Raw genomic sequence first — 20397 nt, forward strand, 5'->3', positions numbered from 1 at the left:
TGCACGGAATGTTAACGGCCATGCACGCGGCTATCAATCGACGCTACGCTGCAAGGTCTCGGCAAGGTGATTGACGACCGCTCGCGTTTTGGCTGCCATCTTCTGACCTAAAGAAATAATGGCGTGCACGGGCGGGCCGTCCACATCGGCGGCGGCCAGAAGATGAACCAGACGGCCGGCCTTGACATAGGGAAGCGCGACCCTGTCGAGGATCTGCGCGACGCCGAATCCGGCCACCGTCGCCTCGACGAGTGCCTGCCCGTCGGCGAGCACAAGCACCGGTTGCGGCGCGTAATCGCGCTGCACGCCGCCATCCTGCAGCGTCCACGGACGCAGACGCCCGCTCGGCCCGCGAAACACGATCGCATCGTGCATGGCGAGATCGCCAATGTCGCTCACGTCACCGCGCTGCGCGAGATACTCGGGCGATGCGTAAAGGCCAAGCCGCAGATCGCACAGCTTGCGCACCGTGAGTTCGCTATCTTCGGGCAGCGCGCCGATGCGCACCACCACGTCCCAGCCCTCGCCGATCGGATCGGACATGCGGTCCGTGAGCGCCACTTCGAGCGTGACTTTTGGGTACGTCTCGCGCAGTGCACGAAAGCTGGGGAGCAGCAGGCGTCCAAACCCTGCGGGCAAGTCGATCTTCACGCGGCCCGCCGGCTCCGAACGACGCGAGGCAAGCTGCTGTTCGGCTTCGCGCAAGCCGTCGAGCGCCAGTTGCGCGGCCTGCAGATAGGTTTCGCCGTCCTCGGTCAGCCGCACCGCACGCGTCGTGCGTTGGAAGAGCTTCGTGCCGAGGCGCGCCTCCAGCCGTTGCACGGCCTTGCCGACGTTCGACTTGCTGCTGCCGATGTCCTCAGCCGCACGCGTGAAACTGCCGCTCTGCGCAACCGCCACAAACACAGCAATTTCGTTGATGGGTGCATCCTGGCGCTCGCTCATATGACGACCGTTTCGACCAGAGTCCGTGAATTCGCGCACTTTATCAGTTCCTTCAGGCGTTCGCCGATTCGTTCAGACGCTTTTCGGGCGATGCATTTTCCACTGCGTTATCCTCGGGGCCGCCGCCTTGATCCGGCATGCGACCGAGGAATGCAAACGTTGCGACCGCCGCCAACAAGGTGATGACGATCAGGACGTGCAGGAGGCTCGTAAAGGCGTCCGCGTAGCTCAGCGCAAGCGCGCGGCGGCTGACTTCAGGCAGGATCGCGGCGGCGTGCGCCATGTCTCCCGCCGTAATGCGATGCGCCGCCTCGGCCACGCGCGCCGCGCCTTGCGCGCCCGCATCCGCTACGACGTGCGCGAGGCTCGTATGGACCAGCGCGGCCAGCACCGCCGTGGCGATCGCCAGCGCAATGCCCTCGCCTGCCACGCGCGTCGTACTGAAGATGCCTGCCGCCATGCCCGCGCGCTCCTTCGGCACGACGCTCACGGACAGGCCGTCCATCAAGCCCCACGGCATGCCCGCGCCCGTGCCGATCACGATCATCGGTGCGATCAACGCTGTGCCCGACGTGCCGAAATCGACAAGACTGAGCCAGTAGAGTCCCGCCGCCGCCACCAGGAAACCAATTCCCGACAACACGCCCGCAGAAACCCAGCGAGTGAACGACGCGACCAGCACCGGCACCACGAGCATCGGTGCCGAAAGCGCAATCATCAGCAAACCCGCGTCGATCTCGCTGAGACCTTGCGCGCCGATGAACCGCAACGGCAGTATCACGATCAGCACGATGTAGCAATAGCACGTGCCCACGGGCAGCATCTGCACGCCGACGAAGCGTGCGTAGCGAAAGAGACTCAGTTCCAGCATCGGCCGCGCAACGCGGCTCTCCACGATGACGAAGGCCACGAGCAATATCGCCGAAGCGATCAGCAACCCGACGACAAGCGGACTGCTCCAACCGCTTTCCGGAGCCTGAATCACGCCGAACGTGAACAGCGCGAGCGTGGCCGTGAACGTAATCGTGCCGGGGTAATCGAGTCCCGTCGCGCCCGGGTCGCGCGTTTCCCGCATGCGCGGCACGCCAAACACGAACGCCGCCACGCCGATCGCCGCGATGACCGCGAAAATCGAGCGCCAGCCGAACCAGTCGATCAGCACGCCCGCCATCAGTGGACCGAACGCGAGGCCAATGCCGAAACTCGTGCCGAGCATACTGAACGCGCGCGTGCGCGCGTGCCCTTCGAACTCCTGCGCGAGCGAGGCTGCGCCGCTAGACAGCGAGGCGGCAGCAAACACGCCCTGTGCGGCCCGCAGCAGATCGAGACACACGACCGAGGGCGCGAAGCTCATCGCCGCCGACGTGAGAATGAACCCGCCCAGACCGATGACGAAGAGTTTCTTGCGCCCGAACTGGTCGGCCAGCGCGCCGGCCGCCATCAGCAGGCTACCGAAGGTCAGCATGAATGCGTTGGTGATCCACGTGAGCGACGTGGCGTCGCCGCCGAGATCGCGGCCAATGGCCGGTGTCGCCACCGCGCCACCCGAGAACGAAAGCGGCAGCACGAGAGCGGCAAGGCACACGGCGGCGAGGACAGGCAGCGTGTTGCGCCCCGCCATGTTTGACGAAGAAACAGACATGATCGAGAGGTATCCGGTGAAGGCGGAATCGGCGCAAACGCAGCCGCGCGTTGCGCACGCCGCCGTGATGTGGGCTCACCATTTTCCGGAATGCGCGCAAGCCGATAAACCACGCGGCAGTGTTCACTGCGTCTCCCGGGTCGCGACAATGCCGCGCTCGAAATGGGTTGCGGATTGTCGCCGCCGCAGCGACGGACTGGCGCTTCGTGCGTCGTTTATCGCGCCGGCGAAACCACCCATACTTCGCTTCAACGGTGCCGGCAACGACGCCACGACTCCTCCATAGATTCCCCGATACCCTCGCTCAAGGACCGCAATCATGAAGCTCTATATCGCCAAGGCAACCTGCTCGCTCGCCGTGCAAACCATCGCGAACGAACTCGGTCTCGCCCCCGAACTCGTGCACTTCGACGTGTTCGGCAAGTCCACCTCGAACGGCTCGGCGTTCGCTGACGTCAACCCTTTGCTGTACGTCCCGGCACTGGCGCTCGAAAATGACAACGACGATGTCCTCACGGAAACGGTCTCGATTGTGTCGTATCTCGCCGACCAGCATCCGGCTTCCGGTCTGATTCCGCGACACGGCACAATGGAGCGCGTCTACATGGACCAGTTGCTGACGTTTCTCGCCACCGAGATCGCGCAAAAGCACATCCCGCTGATGCGCAAGCTGATGACGCCCGAAGGCATCGCCTTCCACACGAACAAGCTCCAGAGCGCGTATGGCGTGCTGAACCAGCGCCTGGCTGACGGCCGTGCGTATTTGACCGGCGAACAGTTCACCGTTGCCGACGCCTATGTCTGGGCCACGATGTGGCACGAGCGCTCCGGCGTGAAGCTCGACCATCTGGAACATTTGATGGCCTACGTGGCGCGTGTAGAAGCGCGTGAGTCTGCGCAAAAAGCGCTCAGAGACGAAGCCGAAATTGTTGCGCGTCACGAAGCGTCACTGGAGTCCTAAGCAAAACGAAGGAGTCGATATCGGTACACCCACCCTCGGAACGACACATCGCCATGCAAAACACCCATGACACACCGGCTTCTACCGGCCCCGTCGAGGCGATACCCGCTTCGCACACGGCGAAGCTCTTCGAGCCCGTGCAGGCTGGATCGCTGCGACTCGGAAATCGCATCGTCATGTCGCCGATGACGCGTACGATGGCCCCAGATGGCGTGCCCGGCGAAGCGAACGCCGCGTACTATCGCAAGCGAGCGGCGGGCGGCGCGGGACTCATCATCACCGAAGGCACGTGGATTCCGCATGATGCCGCAGCCAATGAAGCAGACGTACCGAAGATGTACGGCGTGCCGGCGCTGGCCGGCTGGAAGAAGGTGGTCGATGCCGTACACGCCGAAGCCACGCCCATCATTGCGCAGCTGTGGCATGTCGGGCAGATGAAGCAGCATACCGTCGACGGGCTATACGCCGGGAAGGGCGCCGGTTATCGTCCGCCGCGTCGCGTGGGACCCTCGGGCCTCTTCGGCGGCATCGGCAAGCCGACCACCCTCGATGGCGAACCCGCCGTCACAGCCGATCTGGAGGCCATCGTCGAAGCCTATGGCAAGGCGGCCATCAACGCGAAGATGACCGGCTTCGACGGCATCGAGCTTCACGCGGCACACGGCTATCTGCTCGACCAGTTCCTTTGGCCGGGAACCAACCGTCGTACCGACGAATGGGGTGGATCGCTCGCCAATCGCGCCCGGCTCGTGGCCAACGCAGTTGCCGAAATCCGCCGCATGACGGGGCCCGATTTTGCGATCTCTTTGCGCATCTCGCAGTGGAAGGTGCAGGATTTCAAGGCGCGGAACTTCGAGACGCCCGAGGCGCTCGAGGCGTTCGCTCGCCTCATGGTGGACGCCGGTGTCGATGTGTTCCACTGCTCGACGCGCCGCTTCTGGGACACCGAGTTCGGCTCCGATCGCAACCTCGCAGCGTGGACAAAGCAAGTCTCCGGCAAACCGACCATTACTGTGGGTTCGGTCGGCATGACGGGCGAACATATCGATACGCTGATGGGCGAAGGCAGCAGCGTCGCAGCACTGGATTATCTGCTCGCCCTTGTCGATCGCGGCGATTTCGATCTGGTGGCCGTGGGTCGAGGCATGCTGGTCGATCCAGACTGGGCCAACAAGGTTCGTGACGGACGCATCGATCAGTTGAGGGACTGGGATCCGGAAGTGCTCAAGGATCTCGTGTAGCGCAAGGCGAGTGGGTGGATCAGATCTCGGTTTTGCGTTGGCATTAACGAATGCGAACGCCCTGCGGTCCGCACATCTGGATTGATCAGCGGTCGGTAGAGGAACGGACACAACCAGCCTGAAAGCGGACATCCGTGTTAGTGCGTTGACTGGTTGCTCAGGGTCGTGTGCTGCCGATCGCGGCCGTGTGCGCTTCGGGCAGCCCATGCCAGTGGTCGGCCATAGCAGTCGGTCGGGACAGGTGCGCAAAGCGTCGCCAATCGGTGGACAAACTGCGGGAATACGCCCCACACGTCCCATCTGCTAGGCAGCCCAAGAGCCCCGGGCAACCGGCATCAGCGGAGTTATGGAGCCGTTGCCGACGCCGCCGCAGGTCTAAGCGGATCCACAAGGCTGTAGTTGTAGAGCTCCCAGTTAAGGTCATCGGCGCTCGCGCCGTAATAATAATTTGTGCTCACGTGCTTGATGACGCGTTTGACGGACGGCGCATACCAGTAGGTTTCCGTGAATGTGCTCTCGCGGTGGTACGCGCCTTTGAAGATGCGGTCAACCTCGCCGCGTGCCACGAGTCTGAAAGCAAAAAAATCGCCGGCAACCACGTGAACTATCTCCGCAGCCTCCACTGTAACGTGATGCGCAACCCAGCTTGTCTGCCGCCCGATGGCCGTGACGGTATAGTGTTCGTCCCAACTTGCCCCTACTGAGAGCGGGAAATGTACATAGCCGCGCCCAGGATCATATTGCGTCGGACCGGCTACAGTCACGGCGCCCGCGCTATTGAGGTCGATTTCGTACGTCATTCCGCTGGTCGTTTTCACCGCTATCCGGGTCTGCTGAGGGGTCACCTCGATTACTGTCTGACGCGGAGGGTGCTGCGAGTTCGGGTCCCCCCGGGTTGGCCCAATGGCCCAGGTATCGCCCACCCTAAAGACAGGCGTATCGGCTTGCGAAACCGGCTGGATCGTCGATTGCTCGCCAGCCGCGAATGTCAGAAACACGGGTGACAGGATCGCAAATAGTGCAACTCTCGCTGCCGGTCGGTGGCCACAAGGCGCGCAGCACTTCTCGAAAAGAGATCTTTTCATAGTGTTGCTCCCTCCTTGCGAGAGCAGGGAAGCGTCGACCTGGCGCTAGTCATCGTAAGCTATGGAGAAACTACCGAAACCTTCCCGGGCAGTTGCGGCGCGGAATTACATCAGAAATATGTCGCTTGAAAGCGCTTCCGCGATGTGCGGTATCGCGCACATGGTGGCGTCGGCACAACGACACCGGTCTTAGCCCGACGTCGCTACGAACGCGAGCCGTGATCGCAGCGGTCGATGGTCGCCGTAACTGGTCAGCGCGGCATCCGATGCCACGGCTTTTGGGCGATATGCGACCGTAGACCCGCTGTTCCTGCAGGCGGCTGGACATCAGAACGGGAAGGTCCCAGCCCGGCCAGCAGCGAACATCTGGAGCGGACACATAATCGCCCGCGTCCATGCGGCTAGCGGCCTTTCCCTCGTACCTCTCGTACCCCACGTCAGCCGAAGACTGCGGTTCGGAGCCCTCCTCTACCGCAAAGCGACGCACAAGCGCTTCTACGCGCATGCACTCAATGCGGCCGCGAAGCGCTTGTCCGCGAGATAGGCCACATTGAAACGGCAGTAACCCGACACATGATCGGCCTTGGGAGAAAATACAGCCCCCGGTGCGAGAATCACCCCTTGCTTGATAAGCGCTTCGGCAAGTTTCATCTGCTGCACGGCCGAATCGTCAAATCCGAATATCGCGGCCGTGCGACGCACGGGCAAACTCGAAATTTTCGAGGTGCAAGTTCCAGGACTCTACGCCGCCGAGCGAACCAGCGTCCGCGTATAGACGTGCTGCGGCTGCGCCAGCACAGCCTCGGTTTCTCCGCTCTCGACAATTTGTCCGCCGTGCATCACGACAAGTCGATGCGAGACCGCGCGCAGCACGTCGATGTCGTGGCTGATGAACACATAACTCAGCCGATGCCGCATTTGCAGGGTCGTCAGCAGTTCAAGAATCTGCTTCTGGATCGACACGTCGAGTGCGCTCGTCGGCTCGTCGAGCACGAGAATGCGCGGATCGACGGCGAGCGCGCGCGCAATCGCAACACGCTGCCGCTGGCCGCCCGAAAACGCCGCCGGATACCGCGTAGCGGCGTCGGCGGGCAAGCCGGTTTCCGCAAGCAGCGCCGCCACGCGCGCACGCCGCGCCTCGCGCGTCATGCGCGGATGGTGCAGCGCCAGTCCTTCCTCGACGATCTCCCCCACGCTCATGCGCGGCGCCAACGAAGCAAACGGGTCCTGAAACACCATCTGCACGTGGGCGGCGCGTTCGAGACGCGTTGCCGGTTGATCCGCGCTTTCGAGCGCCGCGTAGCGGATCGCGCCGGCCGTCGGTGTCACAAGGCCAACCAGCGATGCCGCCAGCGTCGACTTCCCGCAGCCCGATTCGCCGAGCACGCCGAGCGTCTCGCCTTCGCGCAGTTGCAGATCGATACCTTGCAGCACCGCGGGCGTCTCGCTGCGAAAGAGGCCGCGCCAGCCGCGCGCGCGCGTGCGATAGCCGGCGCGCAGCGCGCTCACTTCGAGCACGCCCGGTGCATCGGCGGCCACCGGCGTTAGCGTGCGGCGCGGCGCGCTGTCGAACAGTTTGCGCGTGTACGGGTGCCGCTGCGCCGCGAACAGCGCTTCGGTCGCGCCCTGCTCCACGATCTCGCCGTGCTGCATGACCGCCACGCGATGCGCGAAACGGCGCACCAGATGCAGGTCGTGGGTGATGAGCAGAATGGCGAGGCCGCGCCCGTCGGCGTCCGCTTCCTGAAGCCCGATGAGCAGATCGACGATCTGCCTGCGCACCGTCACGTCGAGCGCCGTGGTCGGCTCGTCGGCGATCAGCAAACGCGGGTTGCACGCGAGCGCCATCGCAATCATCGCGCGTTGCCGCTGGCCGCCCGAAAGCTGATGCGGGTAGGCATCGACCTTGCGCTCCGGCTCGATGATGCCCGTGCGCCGCAGCAGCGCGATCGCCCGCTCGCGCGCCGCTGCCCCGCGCAGCCCCCCATGCAGCCGCAGACTTTCGGCGATCTGCCGCCCAACAGTCTTGAGCGGATTGAGCGCGGTCATGGGCTCCTGGAACACCATCGCGACATCACGGCCGCGCGTCGCGCGCCATTGCGCGTCGCTGCGGCCCAGCAGTTCCTGGCCCGCGAGCCGCACGCTGCCGCTCACGCGCGCGGCGTCGGCCAGCCCAAGCAGCGCGAGCGCGGTCAGGCTCTTGCCCGAGCCCGATTCGCCCACCAGCGCGACCCGCTCGCCGCGCGCGATCGTCAAGTCGATTCCATGCACGATGGGCCGCGCGCCGATGCGGATATTCAGGTTTTCGACTTCGAGTACGGCTGGCGTGTGAGTCGTCATCGTGCGGCCCCAGCGACGTTCGAATGGGTATGCGGATCCGGTTCATCGGCGGCTCGCTGACGATCGGTCGCGAGCGATTCGCGCAAGGCGTCGCCGATGAAAGTCAGCAGCAATAGCGTGACCACCAGCGCCGCAATCGCAGTCGCCGAAATCCACCACGCGGTCAGATGATCCTTGCCTTCAGCGAGCAATTCGCCGAGGCTCGGTGCAGGCGGCGGTACGCCAAGGCCGAGAAAATCGAGGCTCGCCAGCGAAACGATTGCGGCGCTCATGCGAAACGGCAGCCATGTGATAACAGGCGTGAGACTGTTCGGCAGAATATGCCGCCACATGATCTGGCGATCGGACAGTCCGAGCGTACGCGCCGCGCGCACGTATTCGAGCGCGCGCTTTTGCAGGAATTCTCCACGTACATAATCGGACAGCGTGATCCAGCCGAATGCCGCAAGCAGTACGAACAGCAGCCCAAGACTCGGCTCGAAAATCGACGACAGGATGATGAGCAGATAAAGATCGGGCAGCGCATTCCAGACCTCGATAAAGCGCTGACCGAGCAGATCGGCGAGGCCTGCGTAATAACCTTGAAGTGCGCCAGCCAGCACGCCGATGAGCGCGCTGGATAGCGTCAGCGCAAGCGCGAACCACACCGAACTGCGAAACCCGTAAAGCACGCGCGCGAGCACATCGCGGCCATAGGCATCGGTGCCCAGCCAGTTCTGCGCCGAAGGCGGCGCTGGAAACGGCTGCGCGGCGTGGTAGTTCACGGTGTCGTAGCGGTACGGAATGGGCGCGTAAAGCGCGAAATTGCCGTCGCGCAGGAATTGTCTGCGGATGAACGGATCGAGATAGTCGGCCTCGGTGGGCAGCGCGCCGCCGAAGTCGCTATCGGCGTAGGTGCGCAACGCCGGGAAGAGCCAGTGTCCGTGATAGCGCGCGACCAGTGGGCGATCGTTGGCGATCGCGCCCGCCAGCAGGCTCGCGACGAACAGCACGGCGAAGATGACGAGGCTCGCGAAACCGATGCGCTGGCGACGCAGCCGCCGCCACCATGCCGCTGCGCGGGTCACGACCTGTGTATCTTGATGGGATGCGATAGTGGGCGCCGGCGGCGCGAAAGCGACGTCCGGCGCAACCTCGGCCAGTTGTGCCGCTTCGTCGCGCGATGAGGTGGTGACTTCCATGAAGATCCCCGGATTCAGCGGCCATTGCCGCCGAAGTGAATGCGCGGATCGATCAGCGCATAAGCGAGATCGCCCGCGAGCTTCGCGAACAGACTCACGACAGTAAAGACGAACAGCACGCCCAGCACGACCGGATAATCGCGACCGACGATCGCGTCGTAAGACAGACGCCCCACGCCGTCGAGCGAAAAAAGCGTCTCAATCAGCAGACTGCCGCTCACATAGGCGGAAACAAACGCTGCGGGCAAACCCGTTGCAATGGGAATCAGCGCGTTGCGCAAGATGTGCCGCCAGACCACTGCGCCGCGCGATACGCCCTTGGCGCGCGCGGTCAGCACGTACTGGCGCGAGAGTTCGTCGATGAACGCATTGCGCGTCAGGAATGAAACGACCGCAAGGCTGCTGGTAACCGACGCCGTGACCGGCAACACCAGATGCCACAGGCGATCCAGCACGCGTTGCGCGAGCGGCAAGGTGTCGTGACTCTCCACACCGAAGCCGCCCAGCGGAAAGACATGCAAAAAGAGATCGCCGCTCAACAGCATCATCAGCAGCACGCCCAGCACGAAGCCAGGAATCGCATACGCCGCGAGCAGCGCGGCGCTGGTCGCAAAATCGAATGCCGTGCCGCGGCGCAGCGCCTTCGCAATGCCCAGCGGCACCGCGATCAGATATGTGAGCAACAGCGTGCAGGTGCCAAGCGTAACCGTCACCGGCAGCTTGCTGACGATCAGCGCCCAGACGGAGCGATGCTGAAAGAACGACTGGCCGAGATCGAAGCGCGCGTAGTGCGTGAGCATGCGCACATAGCGCGTGAGCGGCGGCACGTCGAAACCAAATTCATGGCGAATCGCCTCGATCTGGGCCGGATCGACACCTTCGTTGCCGTGATAGCCGCCCGCACTATCGGCGCCTTCGCCATGTATCGACGTTCCTTGCAGACGCGCCATCACCTGCTCCACCGGCCCACCCGGCACGAACTGCATGATGATGAAAGTCACCGTCAGCACGCCCAGCAGCGTGGGAATCATGAGCAGCAATCTGCGCCCGATATACGCGAACATGCGGGTTACTCCTGTTGCGCCGCGTGCGGCGCGGCGTGTGCGTCGGGTCTGTCCGGCGCGGCGTGCCACCAGCCGACAACCCAGTCGATCCAGCCGTATTGCTGCGGCACGCGCTCGGGCGGCGCGATGCCCCTGTTCCATGCGATCCGCGCATGGGTGATATGCCACTCCGGCACCATGATGCGCTCGCACAGCAGCACGCGGTCGAGCGCACGCGCGGCGGCGATTACCTCGCGCTCGCTGTGCGCGCGCTGCACGTCGGCAATAAGCGCATCGACGGCGGGCGACGCAATGCCCGTGTAGTTCTCCGAACCCGGCGTACTCGCGGCGCGGCTGCCGAAGCGGCGTTCGAGTTCGGCGCCGGGAATGCTGGCAGCGCGATAGCCCATCGTCGTCATGTCGAAATCGAAATGCTTCAGGCGTTCGTTGATGACTGTCTGATCCATGATGCGCAGGCGCGCGTCGATGCCAAGCAGCTTCAGATTGCGCACGACGATCATCAGGATGCGCTGCATGCCCGTGCCGTCGTCGAGCAGTTCGACCGTAAGCGGCGCGCCGGCCGCATTGCGCAACACGCCATCGCGGTAATGCCAGCCGGCACTCGCGAGCAGTGCTTCAGCGCGTGCGAGATTGCGGCGCAGGCCGTCTTGCCCGGACGTTTCCGGCTGCGGCGATAGCGAGCCGAACACATCGGCCGGCACGCTTGCGCGCAGTGGGTCGAGCAGCGCCAGTTCGTCCGCGCCCGGTGTGCCGCTCGCGGCGAATACGCTGTCGTCGAAGAAACTGCGGCTGCGCGCGTACTGGCCGAAAAACATGTTGCGGTTGATCCATTCATAATCGAGCGCAAGGCCGATCGCCTCGCGCACGCGAATGTCCTGGAACTTGGGCCGACGCAGATTGAAAAACAATCCCTGCGCATCGCTGATGCCATGCTCGGCAAATTCCTGCTTGCGCAGCGTACCGCTTGCAAAGCCGGGGCCGCTGTAATTGCGCGACCATTGCTCGGCACTCCCCTCGAACATGGCGTCGATGTCGCCCGCGCGAAACGCCTGCAGCGGCGCGGATGGGTCGCTATATAAGCGAAAGCTCACGTTGGCGAAATTGAACATGCCGCGTCGCACGGGCAGATCCGCGCCCCAATACTGCGGATTGCGGCGGTACACGATCTCCCGATTGCTTGCGCGCGCACCGATCAGATACGGACCGCTCGCGACGGGCGGCACCGTGGCAAGCTGATCGAAGCCCAGCGTGCCGCCAGGCGGCGTTCGCGCCCAGTCGCGCGAAAACACGTAGAGATCGCCCGCTTCGAGTACGGCACGGCGCTGCGCCGCACGAAAGTCAAAGCGCACCGTCTGCGCATCGATCACCTCCACCGCGCGAATCAACGCGTAACGGCTGCTGTAGAGCGGTGACGTAGACGAACCCGTCAACTGCTCGAACGAGTAGCGCACGTCCTCAGCCGTCACCGGCGCTCCGTTCGAAAAGCGCGCGGCCGGGTTCAGATGAAACGTTGCGGAAAGTCCGTCCGGCGCGGTCGCAACGCGATCGGCAAGCAGCGGATATTGCGTGCCCACTTCGTCCAGGCTGCGCTGCATCAGCGTCTCGAACATCAGATTCACTTCGTCCGGCGCCGCGTTGCCGCGCAGCAGAAACGGATTGAGCGAGTCGTAGGTCGAGACTTCGTTGTAGTTCGACAGACGTAGTGTGCCGGCGCGCGGCGGCGCGCTGTCGGCCCACCTGAAACGCTGCATCGAGACATCGGGACGCGCGTCGTCGAACAGCGTGAGCGTGCTTTGCCATGACGGTGCCGGCGAGGCATGCGCAAGCGTAACGACGCTCAGGACGCACACGCATCGCACCACGCGTGCCATGCGTATGAAGGTGGACTTCACCGCGCGATTGCCGGCATCCAGCGAAGCCATCCTCACAGATCGAACCTCGCGTTAATCGCAAGCGTACGCGGCGCACCGATGAAGATGTAATCCGACTGCAGGAAGCCCCAGTAATGTCGATTGAAGATGTTGTCGACTTCGGCGCGCAGCGTCACGCCATGACCGCCGATCATCGTGCGATAGCTCAGGCCCGCGTTGAACAAGGTAAAACTCGGCAGCACATATTGATTGTTGGCGTCGGCCATCATGCTGCCGTAGTAATGCGCCTCGGCGTTTGCGGTCACACCGTTCAGCCCTGGAATGCGGTCGCTCACCTGCAAGGTGGCCTGCCAGCGCGGAATGCCCTCGATGCGGTTGCCGACCAGATCCGCTTCGGTCTCGCTGTATTTGCCCGCTTCCCATGCTGTGCTCGCGGCGACGCGGAAACCCGCCGGCAGATTGACGTGACCATCGAGTTCGAGACCGTCGATACGCTCCTTGCCGTTCGACACATACACGTTCTGCGCATTGCCGTACTCCGCGCCGCGCTCGATGCGGAACAGCGCCGCCGACGCGCCAACCGTGCGACCGTCGTACTTCACACCCACTTCGTATTGCTTGCTCTTGAGCGGGTCGAGCACCTGATTGGCGTTTGCATAGCCTTCCGCAGCCGTGCCGCCGTCTTCCAGCGCCTCCACATAACTCGCGTAAAACAGCAGGTCGCTGCGAGGACGGAACATGAGCGCGAGCGTCGGCGTAACCGGCGTCTGCGTGTACGAGGTGCCCGCGGTGCCGGGCGCGTTCCACGAGGTCTGGTGATAGCTCGTGTAGCGAATGCCGGCGAGAATCGACCAGTATTTCAGGAAGCTCAGCGTGTCGCTGGCGAATAGCGACTTCTGCTGCGAATTGAAGTTGTTGTATTGCTGGCTATAGTCGTACGTGCCGTTCCAGGTCAGCTCCGTGATGGGATCATAAAGATTGTTCGAGCCGATATCCGTGTACAGCGACGACGGCACGGTCTTTTTGGTGAGCCACTGCTCTGACGCGCCGAGCACGACCTGATGATCGATCGGCCCGGTCGAGAATTTGCCTTCCAGCGTAGCCTGCACGACGTCGTAGATCGACGAACCGCGCGAGCGATTCAGATCTGTGTCGAAATCGCCTTGCGGGTTGAGCAGATCGAGCCACTGCCCCGAATAGTTTCGTTCGTCCTTGCTGTGGCTGTAGTCGATGCTGGCCTTCCAGACCGGATCGATCTGCCAGTGCAGGCCGCTGCTCACGAAATACACGTTCGAGTTGAAGAACGTATCGCCGTAAGCGGACAGATTGGTGCGCCCGCTCGGCGCGCGCGGCACGCTCGTCCCCGTGTAGTCGCTGAGCGTGACGTCCTGAATGCCGCCGTCCACCTTGCGCGATTGATAGAGTCCGTCGAAGGTCCAGGTGAGCGAGTTTGTCAGGCGCGCATCCAGCGACAGCGATTCCGAATTGCGCAGCACATGCGAGCCGTTATAGGTATCGCCCTGCTCGTGCGTGATATTGAAGCGATAGCCGAACATGCTCTGCGGGCCGAAGCGCCCACCCGTGTCGATATGTTCGCTGAACACGCCATCGGAGCTATAGCCCACGTCCGCCCCGAACGTAAAGGTATCGGTCGGCTTTTTCGTCACGAAATTGATGATCCCGCCCGGTGCGCCGAAACCGTACATGAATCCGGACGCGCCCTTGAGCAACTGGATCGATTCGAACGATTCGACGGGCAACTCGACCGTCGTCATGTAAAACGGCAGACCGTTGATCTTGTAGCCGTTGTAGTCGTCGAGCGGAATACCGCGCACATTGATCGAATACGCGTTGAACGAGTACGTATCGCCAAGCGACATCACCGCGGCGTCTTCGGCGAATACCTTGCCGAGTGACTTGACCTGACGGTCTTCGAGTTCCTGCTGCGCAACCACACGCGTCGAAAACGGCGTTTCCAGATCCGACCGGGTGCCGAGCGCACCGCTCGATACCTTTGGCGCCTGCTGGCGCGTACCCTGCACCGTCACCGTGGCGAGGCTGTGTACGACTTCGCCTGATTTGGCAGTTGGCGCACTGGTATCGGGATTTGCCGGATTGCCGTTATTCGCGCTGCTATTTGTCCCGTTATCGGCGGCGTAGGCATGGCCAGCCGTCAGCACGCCGGCACCGATCAGCAGCGCAGGAAGCACACGCAAACGGAAAAAGCATATTCTCATTCTTAGTAGTCCGATATTATTGGTATCGTCCAAAGTGCGGCCGGAGCAACACGAGGGCACGAGGGTTTCCGCTATCAGGTTTGCAGAGCGAGCGGCTGCTCGATATACGCGCTCAACATCGCGGTGAAATGCTCGAAGGCCTGGTCGGGGATCGACGGGTCTCGAACGAAAAGTTCCTGCAGGCACAGACCGCGCATGAAGCACGCGATCACATAGCGCGTAAGCGAGGGCTCGGGCGATGCGTCAATGCGGGTATGCGCCGGAAGCCGGGTCATATCCGCGCCGATCGTGTGTGAGAGCAGCGCGGCGTTAAAGCGCTCGCGCAGGTCTGCGTCGTTGCGCAGCGCCCAGTAGAATTCCTGCGACATCGGAAAATTCTCGCGCGTCTGTGCGCGCCAGGCCCTGACTTCGTCTTGCACGCTCGCACCGGCTTCGATGCGTTGTTCAAGCGTGTTGAGCTTCGAATCGATCCACGTGACGTAGGACGCCACCAGCAGTTCGTTCTTGTGCGGAAAGTGATGGAGCAGCGCGCCGCGCGACAACCCCGCGCGCTGGCATATTTCGCTGATGGACGTTCTGGCTAGACCGATGTCCCTGAGACATTCGAGCGTCGCATTGACCAGTGCGTAACGTGCAGCAGAACTACGCGCATGTTGCGGGCGTCGCACGGGTTTCGCGGTGTCGGAAGTCGTATTCGTCATGATGATGCCGGGCGCGCCCGCCTCGCATCGTGTGCGATCGGACTGTGCCTCGTTAGGCTGCTCGCTGGAGCTTTGCTGCGTTGCCGCTACAAAACAGTACGATCGGTATGTTATTAAGCGCGTGTTGACGTGTCCAAGAAAATTCCCTCACATGCTTATCTCGGGAATCAGTACGTGCGTACGGTAGGTAATGGAGCGCTGTTGCGATCTACGGTAGAGCACCGCGATCATGTGACAAACCCGCTATTTGCGCGTGAAAAGCGCTTATAAAACAGATGACCCATCTGTCTTTACGACGCTGCCGGATTCACAGGCCGGAACGCCTGCAATACGCGCCATGTGAAAAATGTCGTGTAGCGCGCCGTTGCGGAGCGCGGCGGCGCGGACGCGCGCTTCGATTTCGAAACCCCAGCGGCGATATATTGTGATACCAGGTCTGGCCGTAAGTGCCTAACACCCGCCAGGGAGAAAAGCGCCTCGATCGATACAACAATGTCGGCACATTGATCAAATATTTTTATTTTCCCCACGATTCATGACCCCATCGATGCGTCGCGCAAGCACCAGGGGATTACCGTCTCGCAGTTCTTGCGGTAGCAGTTCGTCAGGCAGATCCTGATACGAAACGGGCCGCAGGAAGCGTTCGATGGCACGGCTGCCGACCGAGGTCGTGCGCGTGTCCGACGTGGCGGGGAACGGGCCGCCGTGCACCATCGCATGACCGACTTCCACGCCGGTGCCAAAACCGTTCGCAAGAATCCGGCCGGCCTTGCGTTCGAGCGTCGGCAATAGCGCGCGGCAGGCGGCGCGATCGTCGTGGTCCAGATGCACGGCCACCGTCAATTGCCCTTCGAGCGACTTCAGCATGCCATGTAACTCGTCGAGATCGCGGCAACGCACGATCAGCGACGCGGGACCAAACACTTCCTCGCGCAACGCCGAATCCGCGCTGAATGCCTGCGCCGTGGTCGCGAAAAGCGCCGCCTGCGCGTCGAACGGACCGCCCGCCTGACCGCGCGCGAGTTGCTCGACATCGGCATGTTCCGCGAGGCGCTCGACGCCTTTGACATAGTTCGCGTGGATGCCGGGTGTGAGCATCGTCGACGCGCCGGCACTCGCGAGCGCAACGCCCGCAGCGCGCTCGAATGCGCGCAGCGATTCGTCGTCCACGGCAAGCACGAGGCCAGGATTCGTGCAGAACTGGCCCGCGCCCAGCGTGAGCGAGGCCGCGAACTGCTGCGCGATCGCAGTGCCACGCGCACCGAGCGCGCCAGGCAGCAATACGACGGGATTAATCGAACTCATCTCCGCATACACGGGCACGGGCTCCTCGCGCGCGTTGGCGATTTTCATGAGCGCCACCCCGCCCGCGCGCGAACCCGTGAAGCCCACCGCCTTGATGCGCGCGTCGGCCACCAGTGCCTGGCCAATAGAAAGCCCGCTATCGAACAGCAGGGAAAAAACGCCTTCCGGCAGCGCGCATTGCCGCACCGCTTGCTGTATCGCGCGGCCCACGAGTTCGGACGTCCCCGGATGCGCGCCGTGCGCCTTCACGATCACCGGACAACCCGCAGCGAGCGCCGAGGCCGTATCCCCCCCCGCCACCGAAAACGCCAGCGGAAAGTTCGACGCGCCGAACACGGCCACCGGTCCGATCGCCACGTTGCGCAGGCGCAAATCCACGCGCGGCATCGGCTTGCGATCCGGTTGCGCGGGATCGATGCGCGCATCGACGAAATCGCCATTGCGCAGCACGCCGGCGAACAGTCGCAATTGACCGACCGTGCGCGCACGCTCGCCTTCAAGGCGCGCACGCGGCAATCCTGTCTCGGCCATGCAGCGCTCGATCAGTGCGTCGCCAATCGACATGATCTGCTCGCCGATCGTCTCCAGAAACACTGCGCGGGTTTCGGGCGGCGTTTCGCGGAAAGTATCAAAGGCTGCTTCCGCGAGCGCGGATGCGCGTTCCAGATCGCTTTGCGTTGCGCCGCCGAAAGCGGGTTCGAGCGTTTCGCCCGTGCGTGCATTGATGCCGTGAAAAGCGCCGTGCGTGCCTCGCACGCTCATTGCGCCGATAAGCGATTGACCGGTAATCGTCATTGTTACCCCTGCAAAAAACAACCGGGCCGGAAAGGCCCGGTTTTAAATCGATGAAAAAGACGTGAATCGCTTAACGTTTAATTCGCGTTTATTTTATTTGCCGATGTTTTCATTGATCGTCGGCGTCGAGTTGCATCTTGTGGCCCGGCACGCCCGTATTGGCGCCCCAGTAGTAGATCCCGAGGCTCGCCAGTGCGACCACGACAGTGTCGTACGGATGCGCGAGCGCACCGCTGCCGCCAAAGCTTCCCTGCCACGACAGCACGATCATCACGGCGTAGAACGCAATCAACCAAAGCGACGAGCGCACCTGCTGAGCGAGACTGAGTTGGCGCGTCGGCACGAAACGTCCCGCCGCCAGGTAAATCACGAACATGACGATCTGCAGTCCCAGCAGCCAGGAAACCGTGCTCCAGCCCGACCAATAAACGATCAGCGCAGCGATGACGAACGACACCGGCCCGACGATGCCGAAACATCCCACGCGAAACGGCCGCGGCATTTCGGGCGCGTTGCGGCGCAGCGCGGCAACCGAAATCGGCGCGACTGCGTAGCTCAGCACGAGCGCCGCCGACACCACATTGATGAGCGTTTCCCACGAGGGAAACGGCAGCGTCCAGAACACCGCCAGCACGAACGTAAGCCACATGGCCGGACGCGGAATCCCCGAAGCCGCATCCACGCGCGTGAATACGCGGAAGAACGTGCCCGTCTTCGCCCATGCGTAGACCACGCGCGGCGTTGCGTTCATGTAGATATTGCCGCAGCCGCTCGGCGAAATGGCCGCGTCCGCCACCACCATATACGCGAGCCAGCCGACGCCCAGGGCAAGCGCAATATCGCGGTAGGGCAGTGAGAACGCCTTGCTCACGCCGTCCCAGCCGCTCTTGAGCGTATCGGTCGGAATACTGCCGATAAACGCCAGTTGCAGCAGCACGTAAATCAGCGTCGACAGCAGCACCGAGAGAATCAACGCAACAGGAATCGTGCGCTGCGGATTGCGCACTTCGCTCGCGACCGAAATGATCGGCGTGAGGCCCAGATAAGCGAAGATAATGCCGCCCGCGGAAACCGCCATTTCAATACCGGAAAGACCGTACGGCGCGAAACCGTGCACGGTGAGATTGACAGGTTTGAAAAACGTGAACAGCACGCCGATCACCGAAAGCGGCACGATGAACTTGAAGATGCTGATGAGGTTATTGGCGCGCGCGAAGGTCTTCACGCTCGAATAGTTCAGGCGGAAAAACAGGCACAGCAGCGCGAACTGAACGAACCAGCCCATCGTGGTGGGATTGCCGGAACCCGGTTGACTCAGCATGGGAAACCACGCGGCCGCATACTGGCGCGCGGCGACGACTTCAATGGCGATCAGGCTGGAAAACGCGATCAGCGTGACAAAGCCCATCAGATACCCGAGCAACGGGCCGTGCGAAAAGACGGGGTAGCGCACCACGCCGCCCGCCCGCGGCAACGCCGCGCCCAGTTCGCAATAGACGATGCCGAGCAACAGCACCGCGAAGCCGCCAATCAGCCAGGAGACGATGCCGGCAGGTCCGGCGATTGCCGAAACATGGCTCGCAGCAAACAGCCAGCCTGAACCGAAAATGGCGCCCAGGCCGATGAACGTGAGGTCAGTAAGCGACAGTTGTTTCTTGAAGCGGCCTTCGCCTGTCTGTTCGCGGGCGGCGGCGTGCGTGCCTTCGCCTGCAGGCAGTGAGCGATGTAAATTGCCTTGACTGGACATCGTCGATGTCTCCTGATTTAGGAATGAGCGCTTGAGCGGTCTGCTGCCGCATTGAGGTGCAGGAGCGAAACGTGAATGGGGATGCGCGTGATGCGTGCTGTAGATAAGATGCGCGGCGCGGGCTAGTGGCCCATGTCCGGCAGTTCGGTGCGGGTGCCTCGCCTACGTCGCGGTGACGTAGTGCCTGCGGATCGCGCGAATTGGCTCAGCGGGGTCCACTGCGCCCGATTGGATAACGTTACGGCTCACAGTGCCGATCTCCTTCATTGAATGCATCGCGCCGGATCAGCAGCGATGCGAAGAAGTATCGCTATCCATTAGCTTGAAGGCTTGAGGGCTTTCGCGACTCGGCATGACGAAATCGGCATAATTGCCGTCACGCGAACGCGCATACAGATGCCATGTGCAAGCGCTATCGGGGACAACACTTAGCCATGCACGCGCGAATTTTGCGAGGCGCTCGTGTGCCGTGAATTCGCTTTATTGATCGGATGGCGCCGCTTGCGGATGCAGCAGCGCGCGATATTGACTCGGCGTGATGCCCACGGTCGCCTTGAATTGACGCGTAAATGCGCTGTGATCGTTGTAGCCGCAGCGTGTGGCAATGTCCGTGATGCTCGAATCGCCGGCAAGCAGTTCGGATGCCGCATCAAGCCGCGTTTTAAGCAGCATCTGGCGTGGCGTGAGATGAAAAACCTTGTGAAAATAACGCTCGACCTGCGCCACCGACATATCGATTAGCACGGCCAGATTGGATAGTTTCAGCGGCTGCGCGTAATTTTCCTGAATATATTTCGCCGCGATGGCAACACGCTGATACGCCGGGTGCGTGCCCTCCGCCGCCCGCAGGTCTCGCGAAATACCGGCGACGCCCAGCACGCGCCCTTGCGCGTCTTGCAGAGGGACTTTGGAGGTCAGGCACCAGCCGGGCTCGCGTCCAGGATAAAGATGCAATTCGAGCTGATCGATCAGGCGGCTGTTATCGCGCACGACCGCTTCGTCCTGCTCCATGTAAATACGGCCGAAACGCGAGGGAAAAACTTCCGCCGCCGTCTTGCCAAGCAGTGCGCGACGATCCTTGCGGCCGCAGCGCGCCACGAGCGTCGCATTGACGATCACGTAGCGTGCCTCGTGGTCCTTCACGAAGAAGACCACGTCGGGCATCGCATCGAAGAGCGGTTCGAGCAGGGAGAAGTGCGCCACCATCTGCGGGAGCGTCGTGTCCGTGCTGACAGTGGGCAGAAGCAGATCGTGCATGGCAAAGCGTCGCGAGTCGGAATCC

15 protein-coding genes are annotated in these 20397 nt (G+C 62.6%); 2 read left to right on the forward strand and 13 right to left on the reverse strand.

Annotated elements, in window-relative coordinates:
• Window positions 1–33: 33 nt before the first annotated feature.
• Together B0G62_RS16955 and B0G62_RS16960 are read right to left on the reverse strand one after the other, a co-directional pair.
• Window positions 34–945, reverse strand: a complete 912-nt coding sequence (locus B0G62_RS16955) for a LysR family transcriptional regulator (protein WP_103705367.1) — start codon at window positions 943–945, stop codon at window positions 34–36.
• Between the two features lie 52 nt (window positions 946–997).
• Window positions 998–2587 carry an MFS transporter gene (locus tag B0G62_RS16960; RefSeq protein ID WP_103705368.1) on the reverse strand — a complete coding sequence of 530 codons (1590 nt, stop codon included), beginning with the start codon at window positions 2585–2587 and terminating at the stop codon, window positions 998–1000.
• A gap of 319 nt (window positions 2588–2906) precedes the next feature.
• Here B0G62_RS16960 and B0G62_RS16965 point away from each other — a divergent pair, with 319 nt between their 5' ends.
• Together B0G62_RS16965 and B0G62_RS16970 are read left to right on the forward strand one after the other, a co-directional pair.
• On the forward strand, window positions 2907–3548 hold the full coding sequence (locus B0G62_RS16965; RefSeq protein ID WP_103705369.1) for a glutathione S-transferase family protein: 642 nt from the start codon (window positions 2907–2909) through the stop codon (window positions 3546–3548).
• Window positions 3549–3601: 53 nt separating this feature from the next.
• Entirely contained in the window at window positions 3602–4789 is a 1188-nt protein-coding gene (locus B0G62_RS16970) for an oxidoreductase (protein ID WP_103705370.1), read from the forward strand.
• Window positions 4790–5133: 344 nt separating this feature from the next.
• Here the strand turns inward: B0G62_RS16970 and B0G62_RS16975 are convergent, their stop codons facing one another.
• From B0G62_RS16975 to B0G62_RS17025, 11 genes are all read right to left on the reverse strand, one after another.
• Window positions 5134–5589 (reverse strand): hypothetical protein, encoded by a 456-nt coding sequence (locus B0G62_RS16975; RefSeq protein ID WP_146055314.1) that lies wholly within the window; start codon window positions 5587–5589, stop codon window positions 5134–5136.
• 780 nt (window positions 5590–6369) lie between these two features.
• Window positions 6370–6576, reverse strand: coding sequence for a hypothetical protein (locus tag B0G62_RS16980; RefSeq protein WP_227473392.1), 207 nt, complete (start codon window positions 6574–6576; stop codon window positions 6370–6372).
• A gap of 39 nt (window positions 6577–6615) precedes the next feature.
• Window positions 6616–8214, reverse strand: a complete 1599-nt coding sequence (locus B0G62_RS16985; protein WP_103705372.1) for an ABC transporter ATP-binding protein — start codon at window positions 8212–8214, stop codon at window positions 6616–6618.
• Window positions 8211–9395: an ABC transporter permease gene (locus B0G62_RS16990; protein ID WP_103705373.1), complete on the reverse strand. Its 1185-nt coding sequence runs from the start codon at window positions 9393–9395 to the stop codon at window positions 8211–8213. The genes B0G62_RS16985 and B0G62_RS16990 overlap by 4 nt, the downstream gene beginning before the upstream one ends.
• Before the next feature lie 14 nt (window positions 9396–9409).
• A complete protein-coding gene (locus B0G62_RS16995; RefSeq protein ID WP_103705374.1) occupies window positions 9410–10459 on the reverse strand; it encodes an ABC transporter permease subunit in 1050 nt (349 codons plus the stop codon).
• A gap of 5 nt (window positions 10460–10464) precedes the next feature.
• Window positions 10465–12381, reverse strand: a complete 1917-nt coding sequence (locus tag B0G62_RS17000; RefSeq protein ID WP_103705375.1) for an extracellular solute-binding protein — start codon at window positions 12379–12381, stop codon at window positions 10465–10467.
• 2 nt (window positions 12382–12383) lie between these two features.
• A complete protein-coding gene (locus B0G62_RS17005) occupies window positions 12384–14540 on the reverse strand; it encodes a TonB-dependent siderophore receptor (RefSeq protein WP_244193290.1) in 2157 nt (718 codons plus the stop codon).
• Between the two features lie 101 nt (window positions 14541–14641).
• The gene (locus B0G62_RS17010) at window positions 14642–15268 is read right to left on the reverse strand and encodes a TetR/AcrR family transcriptional regulator (RefSeq protein ID WP_103705377.1); all 627 of its coding nucleotides are present in this window, start codon (window positions 15266–15268) and stop codon (window positions 14642–14644) included.
• 507 nt (window positions 15269–15775) lie between these two features.
• Window positions 15776–17368 carry an aldehyde dehydrogenase (NADP(+)) gene (locus B0G62_RS17015; protein ID WP_103705378.1) on the reverse strand — a complete coding sequence of 531 codons (1593 nt, stop codon included), beginning with the start codon at window positions 17366–17368 and terminating at the stop codon, window positions 15776–15778.
• A 109-nt stretch (window positions 17369–17477) separates the two neighbouring features.
• Entirely contained in the window at window positions 17478–19115 is a 1638-nt protein-coding gene (locus B0G62_RS17020; RefSeq protein ID WP_103705379.1) for an APC family permease, read from the reverse strand.
• Window positions 19116–19595: 480 nt separating this feature from the next.
• On the reverse strand, window positions 19596–20372 hold the full coding sequence (locus B0G62_RS17025) for a helix-turn-helix transcriptional regulator (protein WP_103705380.1): 777 nt from the start codon (window positions 20370–20372) through the stop codon (window positions 19596–19598).
• Window positions 20373–20397 lie beyond the last annotated feature (25 nt).

It is taken from the genome of Paraburkholderia eburnea (genome assembly GCF_002917095.1).
GTDB classification, from domain to species: Bacteria; Pseudomonadota; Gammaproteobacteria; order Burkholderiales; family Burkholderiaceae; genus Paraburkholderia; species Paraburkholderia eburnea.